Consider the following 17,100-nt stretch of genomic DNA (forward strand, 5'->3'; position numbering starts at 1 on the left):
GTTACATTTGGACGCAGTCTGCTTGTCCCGAGGAGATCGGGGCGGGCAACCCGAGGATCCTCGTGAAGCAATCGCACAAGACGCTCCTCCTTTGGGTCCTGCTGATCATGATGTTCCTCGTGATCTGGCAGTTCCTGAGCCCCGATCGCCCGCCCGCGACGCAGGTCTCGTTCAGCGAGTTCATGAGCCAGGTTCAGGCCGATCGCGAGAAGGACCCGCATGTCGACTCCGTCTCGATCAAGGATCGTGAATACACGTTCTGGGTAAAGGACCCGAAGAGCAACTCGAAGGTCAAAAAGGTCACGATCGGCCCGGACAACGCCGACGAGATCACGAAGACGCTGGTCGACAACAAGGTCGCCGTCACCTTCGAGAAGGAGGACGCGTCGCCGTTCTGGTCGGGCGCGCTCGTGACCATCCTGCCGATGGTCTTCCTCCTCGTCATGTTTTACCTGTTCATGCGGCAGCTCCAGGCGGGCGGCGGCAAGGCGATGAGCTTCGGCAAATCGCGCGCGCGGCTGCTCTCGGAGTCGCAGAACAAGGTGACGTTCGCGGACGTCGCCGGCATCGACGAGGCGAAGGACGAGCTCGAAGAGATCATCGCCTTCCTCAAGGATCCGAAGAAGTTCCAGAAGCTCGGCGGCCGCATCCCCAAGGGCGTGCTCATGATGGGCCCGCCCGGCACGGGCAAGACGCTGCTCGCGAAGGCCATCGCGGGTGAGGCGGGCGTGCCGTTCTTCTCGATCTCGGGCTCGGACTTCGTCGAGATGTTCGTGGGCGTCGGCGCGAGCCGCGTGCGTGACCTGTTCGAGCAGGGCAAGAAGCACGCGCCCTGCATCATCTTCATCGACGAGATCGACGCTGTCGGCCGTCACCGCGGCGCGGGCCTCGGCGGCGGGCACGACGAGCGCGAGCAGACGCTGAACCAGCTCCTCGTCGAGATGGACGGCTTCGAGTCGAACGAGGGCGTGATCATCATCGCCGCGACGAACCGCCCGGACGTCCTCGATCCCGCGATCCTGCGGCCCGGCCGCTTCGATCGGCGCATCGTGGTGAACCGCCCGGACGTGCGCGGCCGCGAGGGCATCCTCCGCGTGCACACGAAGAAGGTGCCGCTCGGTCCGGACGTCGACCTCGACATCATCTCCCGCGGTACGCCCGGATTCGTCGGGGCCGACCTCGAGAACCTCGTCAACGAAGCCGCGCTGCTCGCCGCGCGCCAGGACAAGGACCTCGTCTCGATGGTCGACTTCGAGATGGCCAAGGACAAGGTCCTCATGGGCACCGAGCGCCGCAGCATGGTCATCAGCGACGAGGAGAAAAAGACGACGGCGTGGCACGAGGCTGGCCACGCGCTCGTGGCGAAGCTGCTCGAGAAGAACGCCGACCCCGTGCACAAGGTGACGATCATCCCGCGCGGCCCGGCGCTCGGCATCACGCAGCAGCTCCCGAAGGAAGACCGCCTGAGCATGTCGCGCGACTTCGCGAAGGCGCGCCTCGCGGTGCTGATGGGCGGCCGCGTCGCCGAGGAGATCGTCTTCGGCCAGTTCACGACGGGCGCGGGCAACGACATCAAACAAGCGTCGAACCTCGCGCGCCGCATGGTGACCGAGTTCGGCATGAGCGACGTCATCGGCCCGATCTCGTACGCCGCGAACGAGGAGAGCGTCTTCCTCGGCCGCGACTTCACGAGCCAGTCGCGCAACTACTCGGAGACGGTCGCCAACCAGATCGACGACGAGGTCCGCAAGTTCGTGTTCGACGGCCACGCCGAGGCGCGCCGCCTGCTCGACGAGAACCGCGAGGCGCTCGACAAGCTGGCGAACGCGCTGCTCGAGCGCGAGACGCTCGACGCCGAGGAGGTCGACGCAATCGTGGCTGGGCGCGAGTTGCCCGAGCGGCAGAAGGTCGTCATCCCGACCTACGCCGACCGCGAGCGCGCCGCGAAGGAGAAGCGCCGCGCCGCCAGCATCTTCGGCGCGCCGAAGCCGGCTCCGAGCACGTGAAAGGTAGGGCGATCGCGCCGGCCCTCGTCGCCGCGGCGTTCGCCCTGCCCGTCCCCTCCCCTCTCTCCGAAGCACCCCTCCCTCCCCCACGCAGAAGCACCGCCGCCGTGATCGACGCGGCGGCGGCGCCTGCTCCATCGCTCGATCCACGCCCCGTGGATCCCGCAGCGGATGCACCTCCCGCGAAGAAACCGCTCGCGACGATCGTGCACGGTCACACGCAGGAGACCGTCGCGCTCACCGAGGACGAACCAACGATCGAGCGCTTCTCCACGTTCCTCGCGGACCACGGTTACGAGCAAGAGACGCGCATCGATCCACGGCTGCTCGATCTGCTTCGTACGATCGCGAAGAAACACGAGGGCACGCGGATCGAGATCGTGAGCGGCTACCGGAGCCCCAAGCGCAACGAGGTGATGCGCAAGAAGGGCCGGCACGTCGCATCGCACAGCCAGCACACGCTCGGCATGGCGATCGATTTCCGCGTCGAGGGGCTCACCGTCCCGAAGCTCGCGGCCGAGATCCTGCAGGCGAAGTGGCAAGGCGGACTCGGCACCTACGCGGGGAAACGCGACAGGTTCGTGCACGTCGACACGGGGCCGAAGCGGCGCTGGAGCGGGATCTAAGGCGCGCGCAGTACAGCCTGGAGATACGCGAAGTGCTGCATGTCGGGCTGGCCGCGGCTCGACGCCTGGAGGATGTTCCGCGCGCCCTCGCCGGTCAGGAAGAGGCCGTAGGAGGCCTCGATCGCGAGCGGATCCCACGCACGCAGGCCGAACGTCGCGTCGACCTGGTGGCCGAGGACGTGCGACTCGTTCGTGGCCGAGGCGCCGATCGGGATCAACGACGCGCTCGTCCAGCGCCCCTTCGGCTCGGCGAGGCCAACGAAGCGGTAGCCGAGGTTCACCGAGAACGTGTCGGTCGGGCGCGCCGCGATGTCAGCGCCAGCCTCGATCAAGTTCGACCACGCGTAGAGGCCCATGCGGCCGTGCATCGGACGCTCTTCGGGGAGGATCGGATCAAAACGCGTCTGCACGGCGAGCGTGTCCGTGCTGCCGTTGTCCCCCGAAGCGTACGCGCCCGCCGCGCCGAACGTGAGATGCCAGGGCAGCGCCGTCTCCCACGTGACGCGCCCGGCGCCCGCGAAGGCACGTAGATCGCGGTTCGCGCCGAAGCTCGAAATGCGGCCGAGCTCGTACGCGCCTTCGACGGCGTACCGAACGCCGCGGTAGTCCCCGGACAGGCGCGCGTCGATCACGTACGTATCGCTCGGCGTGAGATCGATCGCGACCGGCGGCCGGACGATCCGCGCGAGCGCCGTCACGTCCACCGCGAGCAGCGGGAAGATGCGAAAGACCGCGTGCGCGCCGTAGAGCTGGCTGCCCGTCTGCGGCCGGACCGTCGTCGTGGGCACCGTGCTGCTGTCCGTGCCCCCCGTCGATCCCCCGCCCGCCGCGCCGCCGAGGCTACCGAGCCCCCCGAGCGGCGACGTTCCGATGAGCGCTGCGAGCAGCTCGACGTCGATGTCCTTCCAGGACAAACCGAGCCGCGCGGCATCGAGCGCTCGTGGCCGTTGCGTAAAATCGCTCTCGCCGACGAGGCGCCCGTCGCCCCACACGACGCGCTGGCGACCGAGCCGGAACCACTGCCGGCGGTTCTTCCGATGCACGTCGAGGTACGCCTCGAAGAGCCCGAGGCCCGCGCCGAGCTGGTTGCCTTGCAGCACGCTGGACCCCATGGAGCCCGCGATCGGGCGCGCGTCCTGCAGCACGATCGCCGCCGTCACCGGGCCTCGATCCACCGCGAGGCCGAGCCGCGCGCGGCTCGTCGCCGCCCACTGCGACGTGTAGATCGGCGTCATGTAGCTCAGCCCGTCGAAGCGCGGCGGCAGGTTCGAGCCGTACGCGTCTTCGAGCACTGCCCCGCGCGTGAAATTCACGCCGCCGATGTCGAACGGATCGGTGCGGAACTCGCCGCGCACGCGCAGCTCGAACGAGGGCCGGAAGGTGAACGACCCGACCGGGATCGACTCGGGCAGCGGCGTCGCCTGCGCCTCGGCGCGAGGGCTCGCGAGCGAGAGCGCGAGCGCGGCCGCTGCGGCGAAGGCGTGGGGGTTCAGTCTTGTCATGTCAGGGCTCGAAATCGTCGCTCGGCTTGGGCTTCGGCGCCGGCGATCCTCCCGCGGGCGCGCCGCCGCCGCCACCCCCGCCGCCGGGCCGCGGGCGCGCCGCCTTGCCGGTGAACTTCGCGAGCGCCGTGTCGGCCGCGCCGGTCTCCAGCGCCATCGCCAGGCCCACGACGAAGGACGACGCGAGCCCCGCCTCCGTCGTCGCGCGCCCGCGCAGCTCGGCGAGCACGATCCGCGCGCCTTCGAGCTCGCGCGGGGCGTCGCCCGACTTCGCCGCGGGCGTCGCGGACAGCTCCGTCCGTTTCGTGTCGAGGAACCGCGCGCGTTGTTCGAGCTCGCCCATGCGCCGCGCCACATCGAGCGACGCCTTCACGGATTGCTCCACGGCCTTCGCGAGCGCCTCGGGATCCTCGCTCGTCTTGCCTCGCTTCTGCGCGAGCACGAGGAGCTTCGCGTCGGGCGTGAGCTCGAGGTGCAGCGACGTGCCTGCCTCGTCGAGCGTCTTCGCCTTCTTCGCGGCCGCCTCCAGCGCGGCCCCGGCTTCGGCCGTCTCCGCGAGCCCGAGCGCCTTCACGAGATCGGCGCGCGCGGCCTTCCGATCACTCTCGGCGCGATCGACCTCGCCGCGCAGCGCGACGACGGACTTGAAGAAATCGTCGAGCGAGGGCTCCTTCGTGGTGATGGCCTTGCCCTGCTCGATCTGCGACAGCGAGGGCCCGCATGCGGGCAGCGAGGACAAGCTCGCCGCCACGACGAAGGCCCACGCGAACGCTCGCCTCGACGACACTCTCATCCGCACTGGAGCACGCCTCCCCAAAGCTCGTAGCTCGACTTGCCCCTCTGGAGGAACACCGCGGTCACGTACGCGCCCGCCACCGCGGCCATGCCCTGACCGAAGTTACCCGCGGGCGGCGAGAGCGCGATCGGATCCCCCACGGGCACGAAATCCGGGCCGAGCGTCTGCGCACGAACGGCGCGCGCGCCCGCCGATCCTTCGGTCCAGATGAGCACCCATCGACCATCCGGCAGGCCCGCGATCCCGGGCGCGAACGCGTCGCCGCCGGGACCTCCGGCCGGCAGCTCGATCACCTCGGTCGTCGCCGGGATCGAGCCAACAGGCGCGTGGCCGAGCCGGATCTTCCACGGGCTCTGATCGTCCTGACGATCGGCGAACAGGATCGCGACCTCGCGGCCGTTCCATCCGCTCATCGGCTTGCCCACCTGCCCGCCGGATCCCACGACCTTCACGAGCTCGCCGATCGGCTTGCGATCCGGGCCGATGAAGCCGCCCATGACGGCGCCGTCGCGCCGGAACGAGAGCGCGTAGCCCTTGTCGTCCGCGACCACCACGCGCGCCGCGTCGAGCGGATCCGTCCCCGCGATCGGCCAGAGCGCTTGCGGCGCGGCGTCGACACCATCGGCCGTCGCGAGGCTGCCTTCGGCGACACCCAGGAAAAACGCCGTGGACGCGGGCACCTGCACGATCGACTTGAGCGCGCCCGGCGCCTCCTTCGCCGCGACGAAGTACCCCTTGTCGGTCCCGGTCGGCGCGACGCGATCGATCTCGCCGCTCACCTTCTCGACGAAGCCTTCGTTCACCTGGCCGCTCGACGGCGTCACCTCGATGCCGACGGCCTCGTCCGAGCTCTTCGCGTAACCGATCGAGACGTTGCCCGAGGCGAGCGGCAAGAGCTCGAAGGGGACCTTGTTCGAGACGACGGGCGCCCAGCGCACGGGCTGCTTCGCCACCCAGCAAGGCTTCGGCGGCTGCGGCAGGGCGTCGCGGATCTCGCGGACCGTGTTCGCCAGGACCGAACGCGCGCCGCCGCCGGCCACCGTCGGCTTGACCGAGCAACGCCCCACGAAAAACGCCGAGATCACCATCATCACGAGCAAGCCGCAGCTCGTGGCGATCACCTTCAACGGCAGCGAGCTCGCCGCTTGCTCGGGCGACACGGCGCGCATGCCGTCCGACGTCGCGTCGAGCGCGGCGCGACCGCGCGGCAAATCCGTGTACGACGTGTTCGGACCGACGGCGGCGATCTCCACCGCGGGCGGCGGCGGCGCCCCGCGGAAGGGGCCCTCTTCCAGCGCCGAGGGCAACGTCGTCGTCTCCCCGGACGAACCCCGCGCGGCCGCTTCCTTTTCGGGCAGCGGCGACGTCGAGGGATCGGCGAGCAGCGCGTCGATCCGGATCGTCCGCGTGACCTCGTGCGCAAACTTCACCGCACCCGCCATCGACGGGCCGGTGTATCCGCCACCGCTGCTGTTGAGATCGGGCGGCAGGATCGCGGTCGTGCTCGGCTCGCGCGGAGGCGGCGCCGGGGGCAGCTCGTCGATGCGCGAAGGCGCCGTCACGGGCGCGAGCTCGGCCAGCGACGTGACCTCGGACGGCGGCATGGCGGGCGGCGGCTCGGTCGCGGCGAGCGGCGGAGGCGCGGCGGCCGCAGGCGGATCGGCTGGCGTGGCCGGCGGTTGCGCGGCGGGAGGCTCGATCGGCGCGGGCGGCGGCGCGCTCGGCGAGGCCTTCGCGGGCGACGTGCCCGGCGTGGCGCCCGCGCGGGGCACGGGCACGGGCGCGGGCTTGAGCAGGGCCGAGGGGCGCAGGATGGCCGAGGGCTTGTCCGCGGACTTGTCCGCGACGGGCCGCGGGAGCGTCGGCGATGCCGCAGGACGCGCGGCCGGCTCCGTGGGCTTCGTGAACACCTTCGACGGCGCGCGCATCGGGCTCGGTCCCACCGTCGAGTACTCGGACGTCTTGGGGCCGAGGGGTTTCGGCGCAAGACCGACCGACGTATTCTCCGCGCTGGCGCCGGCCTTGCCGCGCGGGCCCTCGGCGGGCTTGACGGGCGCGGCGCCGGCCGGCGGCGGGCTCGATTTGGGCACCACGTGCGGCGGCTTGGCGGGGCTCTCGGCCGCGCGAGGTGCGACCATCGCGGGCTTCGGCAGCGCCGCGGCCGTCGTCTCTTTCGGCGGCTTCGCGGCGGGCGGGGCGAGATCGCCGACGTTGGTCGTCTCGTCGTCGTTGACGTTGCCCCAGAGCTCGTCGACCGCGCTCGTGCTCGTCGGAGGACGCCTCGCAGCCGCATCGGCGACGGGGCCCGGCACGGGAGGCCCGACGGGCGGCGGCGGACGAACGGCGGCCGGCGGCTCCGGCGACGCGTTCGGGCTTCGGGGAAGCGCGGCTTCGAACGCGGCGCCGCCGTACTCGGGCCGCAGCGTGATCGGCGCGGCGCCCGGGGGCGCGGCGTCGGTGCCTCCGCCCGAAGGCACCACGATCGGCGCGCCTTCGACGCCTTGTTGCGGCGCGCCGGGGCCCGTGAGCCCGAGCAGCGTGCCCATCTGGCCGCGCTTCTCGGGCAGCGTGGCGCCGAAACGAAACGGCGAGATGGTGGAGGGCTCGTGCCTCGGCGCAGCCGGCTCCTGCGTGGTGGGCGTGGCGTCGGCGAATTCGGGCACCGTGAAGGCGGGGACCCACTCGGCCATGCCCTCGCGCCAGACGAGGACGGACGGCGGGAGCACGCGGGTCGCGATGGCTTCCCGCAGCTCCTCGGTTCGCACGAGCCGCTGTACGCCCTGCTCGTCGGTCCAGCGCCACTCGTCGCGGCTGGTCACGCGTGCCTCGGCAACGTGCAGGTCGTGCGCGGATCGGGTTCGTGTCGGGCGAGCACGTCGCGCGAATCGTACAGCGACCCCTGCGACGTTGCGCAGAATTTCGTTCGCCGCGACGCAACTGCGGGGCGGTGCCTTCGATGTTCAGGCATGCCCCACGTACGTCCGTTCCTCCTCGCGTCCGTCGCCGCGCGCGCCCTCGCCCGCGCCCTCCTCGACACGCTCAGCCCCCCGGCCTGCGCGGCCTGCGATGCGCCCGTGCGCCGCGACCGCGTCTTTTGCTCCCCCTGCGCCGCGACCGTGCTCCGCGCCGCGAACGAGCCCGGCGAGCCGCTCGCTTTTGCGGCCTTCGGCGGCGCCGTCGCGGCTGCGCTGCGGCGGTTCAAGTACGGGGAGCGCCCCGATCTCGGACGTCCGCTTGGCCATCTCCTGCGCGGGCTCATGCGCGAGGAGGCGCCCGGGGTGGACCTCGTCGTGCCCGTTCCGCTTCACCCACGAAGACTCGCGGAGCGCGGCTACAACCAGGCCGCGCTGCTCGCGCATGCAGCCGCCGACGAGCTCGACGTCCCTCTCGCAGCACGCGCGCTCGTGCGGCTTCGCGACACCACGCAGCAGGCGACGCTCCGCCGCGCCGAGCGACACGCAAACGTCGCGCGGGCCTTCGTGACGCGCTCCCCACGCGCCGTGCAGGGCCTCCGCGTGCTGCTCGTCGACGACGTGGCCACGACCGGCGCCACGCTCTCGGCTTGTCGTGATGCGCTCGTCGAGGCGGGCGCGCGGGACGTGATCACGTTGTGTGTCGCCCGCGCCGGGGACGGCTAGCGCTTCTTCTTCCGCGGCACCTGCGGCGCCGGCCGACCCGGGACGACGTCGATCCGCAGCGACTCCTGACACGGCACGACCACCGTCTCCCCGGCCGAGAGCCACTCCGGATATTTCCCCTCGGCCGAGCTCGACACGCGCACGAACTTGCTCCCGCACGGCGCCTGGAACGCCTCGTTCGTGTGGCCGAGCTTCTTGCCGCTGACGTACACGTTTCCTTCCGACGGGAAGGCCACCGTGAGGAGGCCGTATCCCGCGGGAGGCGCGGCGGGCGCGGTCGACGGCGACGCCACGGCGGTTTCGGTCGGACCGGTCTCGGGCGACGCGAGCGAAGGCTTGGCCGAGGACGAGGCCGACGCGCCGGCGTTGGGATTCGCGTTCGGATCCGAGCCGCTGGTCAGCAGCACGACGGCCCCCGCGGTGATCAACGCGACCGCGCCCCCGGCGATCGCCAGCGCGATGGGCGGCGGTCGCTTCTTGCGGCTCACCGGTTGTGCGGCCGTGACGACGGGATCGGCCGTGGAGCCGGCGGCGGAAACGGCCGCAGGCGCGGCAGGCACGACGGGCGCGGACACGGCGGCCAGCGCGGGCGTCGCCGTGGGCGTGCCGAAGCGAGGCGGCACCGGCGGCGCGGCGATCGGCGGCATCGGCGGCGGGGCCAGCGCGGGCGGCTTCGTGGCGGCCGGCGGCATCGGCGGCGGCGCGAACGCGGGCAACGCCGCGGGCGGCGCCCCGGGAGACGGCGCCGTCTTCAGCGCCATCACCGTGTCCGCGAGCTCCAATCGCTTGTTCCCCACCTTCGATGCGGCCGCGGGATCGAGCACCTCCGGCAAGGTCGGGGGCACATCCTTGGGCGCCCCGGACCTGAAATCGAAAGGCGGGGGCACGTCCTTGGGCGCCCCCAGCCCAAAATCGACAGGTGAGGCGTCACCTTTCCCCGCTCCGGGCTTGAGCGGGGGAGGGACGGGCGTGACCTTCCCAGCGCCGGGCGTGAGCGGGGGAGGAATGGGCGTGAACTTCCCCGCGCCGGACGTGATCCTGGAAGGACCGGGGATGACCTTGTCCACGCCGCTCCCGATCTTCGGGGTCGACGGGACGACCTTCTCCGGTCCGGTCATGAGCTTGGCCGGAGGAGGCATCACCTTGCCCGCTCCGGGCGTGCCCTGGGGTGGAGGAGGCGTCCCCCTGTCTTTTCGCGCCGTGACCTGATCAGGTTCGGTGATCGCCAGCGCGGCCTTCTCCCGCTCCTCGGCGCCGATGCCCATCGCCGTCAGGCTGATGCCCGAGCGCGACGTCGCGTCGTCGAAGAGCTGGTCGAAGAGCTCCTCGTCCGGCACCGACTCCTTCCACTCGCCTTCCGGCACCACGGCCCCGAGCGGCGCCGCGATCGACGGCTTCGACGGCCCCCGCGCCTGCGCCTGCGCCTGCGCTGGCCGCACCGTCGGCGCCTCCGGCTGCACGTCGGCATCGGCCTCGACCACCGCGAGCGGCAGCCTCGGCGGACCCGGCACGCGCTCGGCCAGGGCCCGGAGCAGCGGGTACACCGAGGCCGGCGCCGCATCTCCTGGGTCGGCGGGCCGCTCGGACAATCGCACCGGCGGAATCGAACCCGGCGGCCGCGAAGGCGGCGGCACCGAGAGCCTCTGCTTGCTCGACGGCGGCGGCTTCGCGGGCCGCACCGATTCGAGCGGCACGCGCTTGCGTGGACCGCCGTCGACCTCCGTCGCCTTCGTTCGCGGCCCCTTGAGCGGCGCGACCTTCTCTTCGAGGTCCTTCTGCCCGAGCTCGATCCCCTGCGCCTTGTTCAGGACGCGCTCGAGATCCTGGCACGACACCTTCCGTTTGTCCGGGGACGGCTCCAGCGCCCCGTCGATCGCGCTCGTCAGCTCCTTCGGCAGATCCGACCGCAGCACCGCGAGCGGCATGGGCCGCGTGCCCACCTCGGGCGGCTTCGCGCCCGCGTAGAGCGACCAGAGCAGGACCGCGAGCCCGTACACGTCCGCCTTCGGCGTCACCCGCTCGCCGCGCGCTTGCTCCGGCGCCATGAACCCGGGCGCGCCCTTGATCACGAAGGCCACCGTGTCCGGGCTTCGTCCGAGGATCTTCCCCAGCCCGAACCCCGTCAGCCGCACGTGCCCGTCCCAGCCGATCAGCACGTTCTCGGGGTGCATCGTCCGGTGGATCACGGGCGTCGGCGTCCCCTCCTCATCCTTCGCGGCGTGCGCGTGCGCGAGCGCGCCGCTGAGCGCGCGGCCGAGGAACGCGATCGTCCTGTCGTCGAACCTCGACTTCTGCCGCCCGAGCAGGTCCTGCAGCCGATCGAGCGTCACGCCCTCCACGTGCTCGAGCACCAGGACGAGGTGCTTGTCGTGCTCGAAGAAGTCGAACATCCGCTGGATCGACGGGTGGTTCAGCACGGCGCAGATCGCCGCCTCGCGCACGAGCTCCTCGGCGAAGTGCGCGTCTCCCTCGATCGTGTTCCGGACGAGCTTCAGCGTGCAGAGCCGCGAGAAGCCCATCGGCCCTTCCATGCGTCCGACGTACACGTCCGCCGAGCCCGCTCCGGACAACCTTCGGAGCACTTTGTACGCCCCGATACGCTCGGGAACGGGCTCACTCGGGAACATTGGCGCGATCATACCGGAGCCGAGTCGTCTTCCCCAAATCGCAGGCACGCTGTCGGCGGATCCTGTCCGCCAGCCCCGTCTCCGAACGTCACAGGTGGAAAAATCGGCCGAAACGAAGGCGTTCGTAGGCACGAGCACATCGTCGAAAGTGTGCTCAACTACATCACCACCATGCGCCTCAAACCGGTGCGCCCGACGGCGAAGCCTTCCAAGCGTGCGCGGCTCGCGCGCGCGTTCGACTCCCTGGGGATCCTGGATCGGATGCTCTCGCTGCGGGCGAAGCTCACGACGCGATCCCTCATGGTGCTCACGTACCACCGGATCGCCGACGCCGCGGAGGTGGGAGAGCTCGACCCCGACGTGCGCGAGACCGACGCGCGTGGGCTCTCCGAGCAGATCAAGGTGGTGAAGCAACACGGCGCGCTCGTGTCGTTGCCCGACGTGCGGCGCTTCCTCCAGGGCGGGCCGCTGCCCTCGAACGCGGTGATGCTGGCGTTCGACGACGGCTATCGCGATTGCCACGACGTCGCCCTGCCCATCCTGAAAACAGCCGGCGCGACCGCGACGTTCTTCGTGCCCACGGCCTACCCCGACGCGGGGCGGATCTTCTGGTGGGATCGCATCGCGCTGCTCCTCGGGCGCTGCCAGAAGCGCACGCTCGCGCTCGCATATCCGTACCCGATCATGCTCGACCTCGGGCACGATCCCCTCGGCGCCAAGCGCCTCCTGCTCAGCCTCGTCAAGCGCACGCCGGGGCTCGATCTCGCGCGCTTCTTCGACGAGCTCTCGCGCGCCGCAGACGTCACGCTCGACCCCGCGGAGGAGCGCTCGATCGCGGCGCGTACCATCATGGGCTTCCGCGATGTCCGGGCGCTCGCGGACGCGGGGATGAGCGTCGCCTCGCATTCCCACGAGCACCGCGTGATGGCCACGATGACGCCCGAAGAGGCGCTCTCCGATCTCCATCGATCCCGCCGCGTGCTCTCCGACGTGCTCGAGCAGGACGTGCGCACCGTGGCCTATCCCGTCGGGCACCAGGTCCAGGGGCCCTTCGTGCGGGTCGCTCGCGACGCAGGCTTCGACCTCGGCTTCACGAATGCGACGGGCGTCTGTATGCGCGACCAAGCGGACTTGCTCAACATCCCTCGCATCGCGATGGGCCCTGAGCTCGAAGGCGCGATGTTCAAAGCGCTGCTGATCGCGAGGCCCTAGGCGCCTTTCACTCCGGACATCCTCGCGCCAGCGGCTCCGATCTGCCCATCGCCGAGGCCCGGTGTTTGCCCCTCTCGCTCGCGGGCTTCCGCCCGGGAAGGTCAGGTGGCTCGTGTCACGCACACTCCGTCGTCGCTCCCTCGGGGCTGCATTGCTTTCGCTCGCCACGGCCTCCGCCGCTTTCGCGGCGGCCGGTTGTGGCGCGGCGCCGAAGGGAAACCGGGCCCGCTCGGCCAATCCGAACATCGTGAAGGTCGCGGGAAACACGGAAGACCCGGCCATCGTGGAGGCGGCGGACGAGCGCGCCGCGCAGCGCACCTGGTGCGAGTACCTCGAAGCGCTCTACCACGCGCAACGGGCGATAACGAGCGCTGGCCGAGCCGGGACGAGTGCTTCGAGGCGAAGACGATGGCGTCGCCGGAGATGCTGCGACGGACGGCGAGCTGCTCGCGCGCCGCGCTCGACAAGTTCGACGGAGATCCCTTCACGAGCGCCTACGCGGCCGAGGTGAGCCGCTGCGGCTCGTCCGCGCTCGACGCGGTGGTGGTGAAGGTCGAGGAGATCACGCCGTACGTCACCGCGATCTGCGGGCGGATGGCCCGGTGCGGCGAGGCCACGTACGACGAATGCCGGGGCGAGCTCGGCAACGGCCTCGCGCCGCACCTCGAACGCGCCGTGGGCGCGATGAACCGGCGCGGCCGCATGGCATTCGAGGTTTGCCTGAAAAACCTCTCGTGTGGCGATGTCGGCTCGCAGGTCGTGAGTTGCCTCGAACCCATCATGGAAGGCCTGCTCTGGCTGCCTGGTTGAGGCCTGGGTTATGCTGCGCGGGTATGGGTAAAAACGTCATCGTGTCGGAGGAGACGCTCCGGGATCTCCTGGAGGCGCACGCATCTCTTTCGGCCTGGTATTACGAGCTCTCGGCCGCGCTCGCGACGGCCGGGGCCTCGGCGCGTTCGCCCGACGACGCGAGCCGCGCGGCGTTCGTCGAGGGGCTCGGCAAGATGTTCCCCGAGGTCGCGCAGGTCGCCGCCTCGATCCGCGTGCCCCGCCCCTTCGTGCCGCCCCCGCCCCGCATCTCGATCCCCGCGCCGATCACGGACGATCAAAAGCGCTGACGTTCAGCCCTCCGCGTCCACGATTCGCAGGACGAACCACACGAGCCCGAGCGCGGCAATGCCGAGGCTCAGGATCTTCACGCCTCGCTTCTCCAGCCATTTGCGCTTCTGCGCCACGACGAGCAGCGGGAGCACGAGGGCGAGCACCGCGAGCTGCCCGGCCTCGACGCCCAGGTTGAACGCGAGGAGCGCGCTCGGGATCTGCGGCCTGGGGAGCGTGATTTCGCCGAGCGCGCCCGCGAACCCGAAACCGTGCACGAGGCCAAACGGGAATGTGATGCGCCAGCGCTTCTCGGCGTCCTTCACGAGCTGGTTCTCGACACCGACGTACGCGACGGAGAGCGCGATGATCGGCTCGACGATCCGCCCGCTCGGCGCCCAGATCCCGAGCACGGCGAGCCCGAGCGTGATCGAATGCGCCACCGTGAACGCCGTGACGACGAGGAGGAGCGCGCGCAGGCGACCGCCGACGAGCACGAGGCCGAAGAGGAAGACGAGGTGGTCGTAGCCGAACAGGATGTGCTCGATGCCCATCCGAAAAAAGCCGAAGAAGCCTTCGTTTTTCGCCTCGGCCTTCGGCGCCGCCGGGGCCTCGCCGCCACCGCCGGGCAAGCCCGCGATCCCGAGCTCGCGGTTCGCGCCGAAGAGCACGTGCTCTGTGGGCCCGGCGCCCGCGTCCGCGCGCGCGATGTGGCGGTGGCCGTAGGGGAGCTCGTCGAGCACGTCGAGGCGCACGCGCACGGCCCGGGGAGACGCGGGGCAGCGGTAGACGGCGCGCAGGGAAAACCCGTCCTCTTCCACGAGGAACGCGTCGTCGAGCATCCCCGGACAAGCCCCCTCGCCGGCGCGCACGGAGACGCGATCGACCACCGCGCGGCCGAGCGCCTCGCGGGCGTGCTGGATCTCCGTCGGTGAAATCGCGCCGTCGCCGTCCTCGTCCATGCTCCGGACGAGCGAGAGCACCTCGCGCCGTGCGAAGACGAACTCCGCGGTGATCGTCGCGCCATCGACCTTGTATTCGCCCCGGGACAACCCCACCTGATGGGCCGAGGCGACCCGCGGCAGGAGCACGAGGAGCACGCCGAAGAGCGTGAGCAGCGCGGCGAACAGGGCGCGAGGCCGCACGCGCTAGCCTCCCTCGCCGAGGAGCTTGTTCGCCTCGGCCACGGCGTTCGGCTCGAAGTGCGGGTTCATGGCGAGCGCCTCGCGGACGAGCTTCTCGCCCTCTTTTTTCTCACCCTGCGCGATGCGGATCGCGCCCGCGTGAAACAGCAGCACGGGCTCGCGCGTGCCGTGCGCGCGGGCCGCGTCGCTCTCCTTGCGCGCGGCGGCGAAATCGCCCTTTCGATAGAGCGCCCACGCGAGGACGTCGGTCGTGTGGATGCCTTTGCGCGCCTTCATCTCCTCGCGAATGAGCGCGAGCGCCTCGTCGGGATCCTTGTTCTTCGCCGCGAGGAACGCCGCGAGCGTGCGCTTGTCCGTCGCGCGGCCGATCGCCGCGACGCGTTGGTACGCCTCCTCCGCGCCCTTCTCGTCGCCCGCGGCCCTCCGCGCATCGCCGAGCAGCCACGCCGTCTCGCAGAGCGGGCTCTTCGCGAGCGCGCGCGCGGCGAGCTCGGCGGCGCGCTTCGCATCGCCCTTCGCGAGCGCCACGCGCGCCTTGCCCACGAGCGCAGGCGGATAGTCCGCGACGGCGCTGAGCGCGCGATCGAAGCCCTTGTCGGCGCCGTCGACGTCGCCCTCGTGCCAGAAGACTTTTGCCGCCTCCACGAGCACCCACGCGAACGGCTCGGGATCACGCGGGTCGCTCGCGTCCATCGCCGCGCGGTAGTTCTTCTTCGCGGCCGCGGGATCTCCTTGCAGCCAGCGCAAGAGGCCTGCGCGCCCGTACGCCGGCAGGCTCGGCTTGAGATCCATGAGCTGCTGCGCGCTCGAAAGCGCCTCGTCGAACGCGCCGAGCTCGAGCGCCGCGTCGGCCTTCGTGCCGAGCGCGAGCAGATCGTCCGCATCCTCGGCGAGGATCTGATCGGCGAGGTCCTTCGCCTCGACGAACGCGTGGCTCTCCAGCAGCACCGCCGCGCGCAGGTTCCGCGCCGGCCGGTTCTTCGGCTCGCGGCCGAGCACGAGATCCGCGACGGCCCCCGCGTTCAAGTAGTAGCCCGGATCCCCCTCGTACCGCGCCTTCCGGACCCACGCGCGCCCGAGCAGGATCCACGGATCGATCGGCTCGGGCGTCTTCTCGATGCGCCGCACGAGGATCTCGATCTCCTTGTCGACCGTGCTCGATCCGTTCGGTTTTTGCAGGGCGAGCGCGCGTGTCGTCCGCGTGGCTTCGTCCTGCGCGGGCGGCGACACGGACGCCGACGGAGCAGCGGCCGCCGACGCGATCGGCGCGGGTGGTGTTTCCTGCGCGGCCTTGTTGCAGGCCGGGATCACGAGGACGAGCAGGGCGGCGAGGGCCCACCGGCTCGGGGTTCGGGAGATACGCTCGCTCGGGGGCACGATGGCTTCACGCGCTACGCGCGACGGGCCTCTCCGGCCCCGCGAAAACGTATCAAAAAAAGGCCTTGCTGTGCGGGGACCGTGTCTGCGATGCGATGACTACGCATGAGGCCCGCTTTCCTTCTGCTCTTCGTTTTCGGCGTGTTCGGCGGCTGCACGTGCGGAAAAGACGCAGGGTCCGGGGCTGCGCCTTCGGCGAGCGCGCCCGCCTCCGCGGCGCCGAGCGCGAGCGCGCCCGCAGGGAACACGTCGGCGCCCGACGACGAGGTGCGGCCGGTGTATCCGAAGACCAACGATCCGCCCGATCCCCTCGCCGAGAAGCTCTGCGACGCGCTGCACGGCGTGCCCACGAAACGCAGGGCGACCTGCTGCGGACACGCGCCCGGCTTCTCGCTCGCCGCCGAATGCACGCGCACGTTGAGCTACGCGCTGCGGGAGAAGGCTGTCACCGTGGACGCGGCCGGCGTCGATGCGTGCGTCAGCGCGATGGAGAAGGCGCACGATGGATGCGCATGGGTCGGGCCGACGGGCGCGCCGCTGCCCGCGGCGTGTGACGGCCTCGTGCGTGGCGTGCTCGCCGAGGACAAACCGTGCCGATCGTCACTCGAATGCAGCGACGGGCTCCGCTGCCTCGGCGTGGGACCGACGGACACGGGCACGTGTCGCAAGCCACTCCCGACGAGCTTTCCGTGCGGCGTCTCGGTCGACACGCTCGCGGCGCTCACGCGGCAGGATTCGTTCGAGGCGCGCCACCCCGAGTGCGGCGGCTACTGCGCGCAACGCCGCTGCCGGGAGATCGTGGCCGAGGGCTCTGCGTGCAAGCTCGATGTCGCGTGCGGCGCGGGCAAGATCTGCGACGAGGGCAAATGCCGCGCGGGCGCGCTCCCTGGCGAGGGACAAACCTGCAAGCTCACCTGCGCGGCCGGGCTCCGCTGCGAGAAAGGAACATGCGTCGGGCCGAAGGAGGAGGGCGCGGCGTGCGAGCGCGACGTCGAGTGCCGCGGCGGCTGCCTGCGCGGCGACGCAGGCAAAGGCGGCACGTGCGGGATGAAGTGCCGCATGTTGTGACGAAT

At 71.0% G+C, this 17,100-nt stretch carries 13 protein-coding genes; 7 read left to right on the top strand and 6 right to left on the bottom strand.

Translation table 11 applies throughout. The features are described 5' to 3' along the window. Window positions 1-62 precede the first annotated feature (62 nt). Together ftsH and POL67_RS44420 are read left to right on the top strand one after the other, a co-directional pair. On the top strand, window positions 63-2,006 hold the full coding sequence (gene ftsH, locus POL67_RS44415) for an ATP-dependent zinc metalloprotease FtsH (RefSeq protein WP_271927399.1): 1,944 nt from the start codon (window positions 63-65) through the stop codon (window positions 2,004-2,006). 107 nt (window positions 2,007-2,113) lie between these two features. Then, window positions 2,114-2,632: a YcbK family protein gene (locus tag POL67_RS44420; RefSeq protein ID WP_271927401.1), complete on the top strand. Its 519-nt coding sequence runs from the start codon at window positions 2,114-2,116 to the stop codon at window positions 2,630-2,632. On the opposite strand, the gene POL67_RS44425 is transcribed toward POL67_RS44420, so the two are convergent. From POL67_RS44425 to POL67_RS44435, 3 genes are read right to left on the bottom strand one after another with little or no spacing between them, the layout of a single operon-like run. Then, window positions 2,629-4,134, bottom strand: a complete 1,506-nt coding sequence (locus tag POL67_RS44425) for an alginate export family protein (protein WP_271927403.1) — start codon at window positions 4,132-4,134, stop codon at window positions 2,629-2,631. The genes POL67_RS44420 and POL67_RS44425 overlap by 4 nt on opposite strands. 1 nt (window position 4,135) lies before the next feature. Beyond that, complete coding sequence (locus POL67_RS44430) at window positions 4,136-4,921, bottom strand: hypothetical protein (RefSeq protein WP_271927405.1); 786 nt, start codon at window positions 4,919-4,921, stop codon at window positions 4,136-4,138. Between the two features lie 2 nt (window positions 4,922-4,923). After that, a complete protein-coding gene (locus tag POL67_RS44435; RefSeq protein ID WP_271927406.1) occupies window positions 4,924-7,749 on the bottom strand; it encodes a GYF domain-containing protein in 2,826 nt (941 codons plus the stop codon). 147 nt (window positions 7,750-7,896) lie between these two features. On the opposite strand from POL67_RS44435, the gene POL67_RS44440 reads away from it, so the two are divergent. Further along, window positions 7,897-8,568 carry a ComF family protein gene (locus POL67_RS44440; RefSeq protein ID WP_271927407.1) on the top strand — a complete coding sequence of 224 codons (672 nt, stop codon included), beginning with the start codon at window positions 7,897-7,899 and terminating at the stop codon, window positions 8,566-8,568. Here the strand turns inward: POL67_RS44440 and POL67_RS44445 are convergent. Then, complete coding sequence (locus POL67_RS44445; protein WP_308789580.1) at window positions 8,565-11,207, bottom strand: serine/threonine protein kinase; 2,643 nt, start codon at window positions 11,205-11,207, stop codon at window positions 8,565-8,567. The two genes, POL67_RS44440 and POL67_RS44445, sit on opposite strands and share 4 nt — an antisense overlap. A 159-nt stretch (window positions 11,208-11,366) precedes the next feature. Between POL67_RS44445 and POL67_RS44450 the strand changes: the two genes are divergently transcribed. From POL67_RS44450 to POL67_RS44460, 3 genes are all read left to right on the top strand, one after another. Next, window positions 11,367-12,407, top strand: coding sequence for a polysaccharide deacetylase family protein (locus tag POL67_RS44450; protein ID WP_271927411.1), 1,041 nt, complete (start codon window positions 11,367-11,369; stop codon window positions 12,405-12,407). Between the two features lie 408 nt (window positions 12,408-12,815). Then, window positions 12,816-13,217, top strand: coding sequence for a hypothetical protein (locus POL67_RS44455; RefSeq protein WP_271927412.1), 402 nt, complete (start codon window positions 12,816-12,818; stop codon window positions 13,215-13,217). A gap of 23 nt (window positions 13,218-13,240) precedes the next feature. Beyond that, entirely contained in the window at window positions 13,241-13,525 is a 285-nt protein-coding gene (locus tag POL67_RS44460) for a hypothetical protein (protein ID WP_271927413.1), read from the top strand. Between the two features lie 3 nt (window positions 13,526-13,528). On the opposite strand, the gene POL67_RS53975 is transcribed toward POL67_RS44460, so the two are convergent. Continuing rightward, entirely contained in the window at window positions 13,529-14,650 is a 1,122-nt protein-coding gene (locus tag POL67_RS53975) for a HupE/UreJ family protein (RefSeq protein ID WP_271927415.1), read from the bottom strand. 3 nt (window positions 14,651-14,653) lie between these two features. Then, entirely contained in the window at window positions 14,654-16,027 is a 1,374-nt protein-coding gene (locus POL67_RS44470; RefSeq protein ID WP_271927416.1) for a tetratricopeptide repeat protein, read from the bottom strand. A 105-nt stretch (window positions 16,028-16,132) separates the two neighbouring features. On the opposite strand from POL67_RS44470, the gene POL67_RS44475 reads away from it, so the two are divergent. After that, window positions 16,133-17,095, top strand: a complete 963-nt coding sequence (locus POL67_RS44475) for a hypothetical protein (RefSeq protein WP_271927417.1) — start codon at window positions 16,133-16,135, stop codon at window positions 17,093-17,095. Window positions 17,096-17,100: the final 5 nt, after the last annotated feature.

The sequence above is a fragment of the Polyangium mundeleinium genome (genome assembly GCF_028369105.1).
Lineage (GTDB): Bacteria > Myxococcota_A > Polyangia > Polyangiales > Polyangiaceae > Polyangium > Polyangium mundeleinium.

Bases quoted from the DNA above. Each gene is read 5' to 3' on its own strand.
- POL67_RS44425 (WP_271927403.1), bottom strand. From the start codon at position 4,134: ATGACAAGACTGAACCCCCACGCCTTCGCCGCAGCGGCCGCGCTCGCG.
- POL67_RS44440 (WP_271927407.1), top strand. From the start codon at position 7,897: ATGCCCCACGTACGTCCGTTCCTCCTCGCGTCCGTCGCCGCGCGCGCC.
- POL67_RS44445 (WP_308789580.1), bottom strand. From the start codon at position 11,207: ATGATCGCGCCAATGTTCCCGAGTGAGCCCGTTCCCGAGCGTATCGGG.
- POL67_RS44450 (WP_271927411.1), top strand. From the start codon at position 11,367: ATGCGCCTCAAACCGGTGCGCCCGACGGCGAAGCCTTCCAAGCGTGCG.
- POL67_RS44455 (WP_271927412.1), top strand. From the start codon at position 12,816: ATGGCGTCGCCGGAGATGCTGCGACGGACGGCGAGCTGCTCGCGCGCC.
- POL67_RS44460 (WP_271927413.1), top strand. From the start codon at position 13,241: ATGGGTAAAAACGTCATCGTGTCGGAGGAGACGCTCCGGGATCTCCTG.
- POL67_RS44475 (WP_271927417.1), top strand. From the start codon at position 16,133: ATGAGGCCCGCTTTCCTTCTGCTCTTCGTTTTCGGCGTGTTCGGCGGC.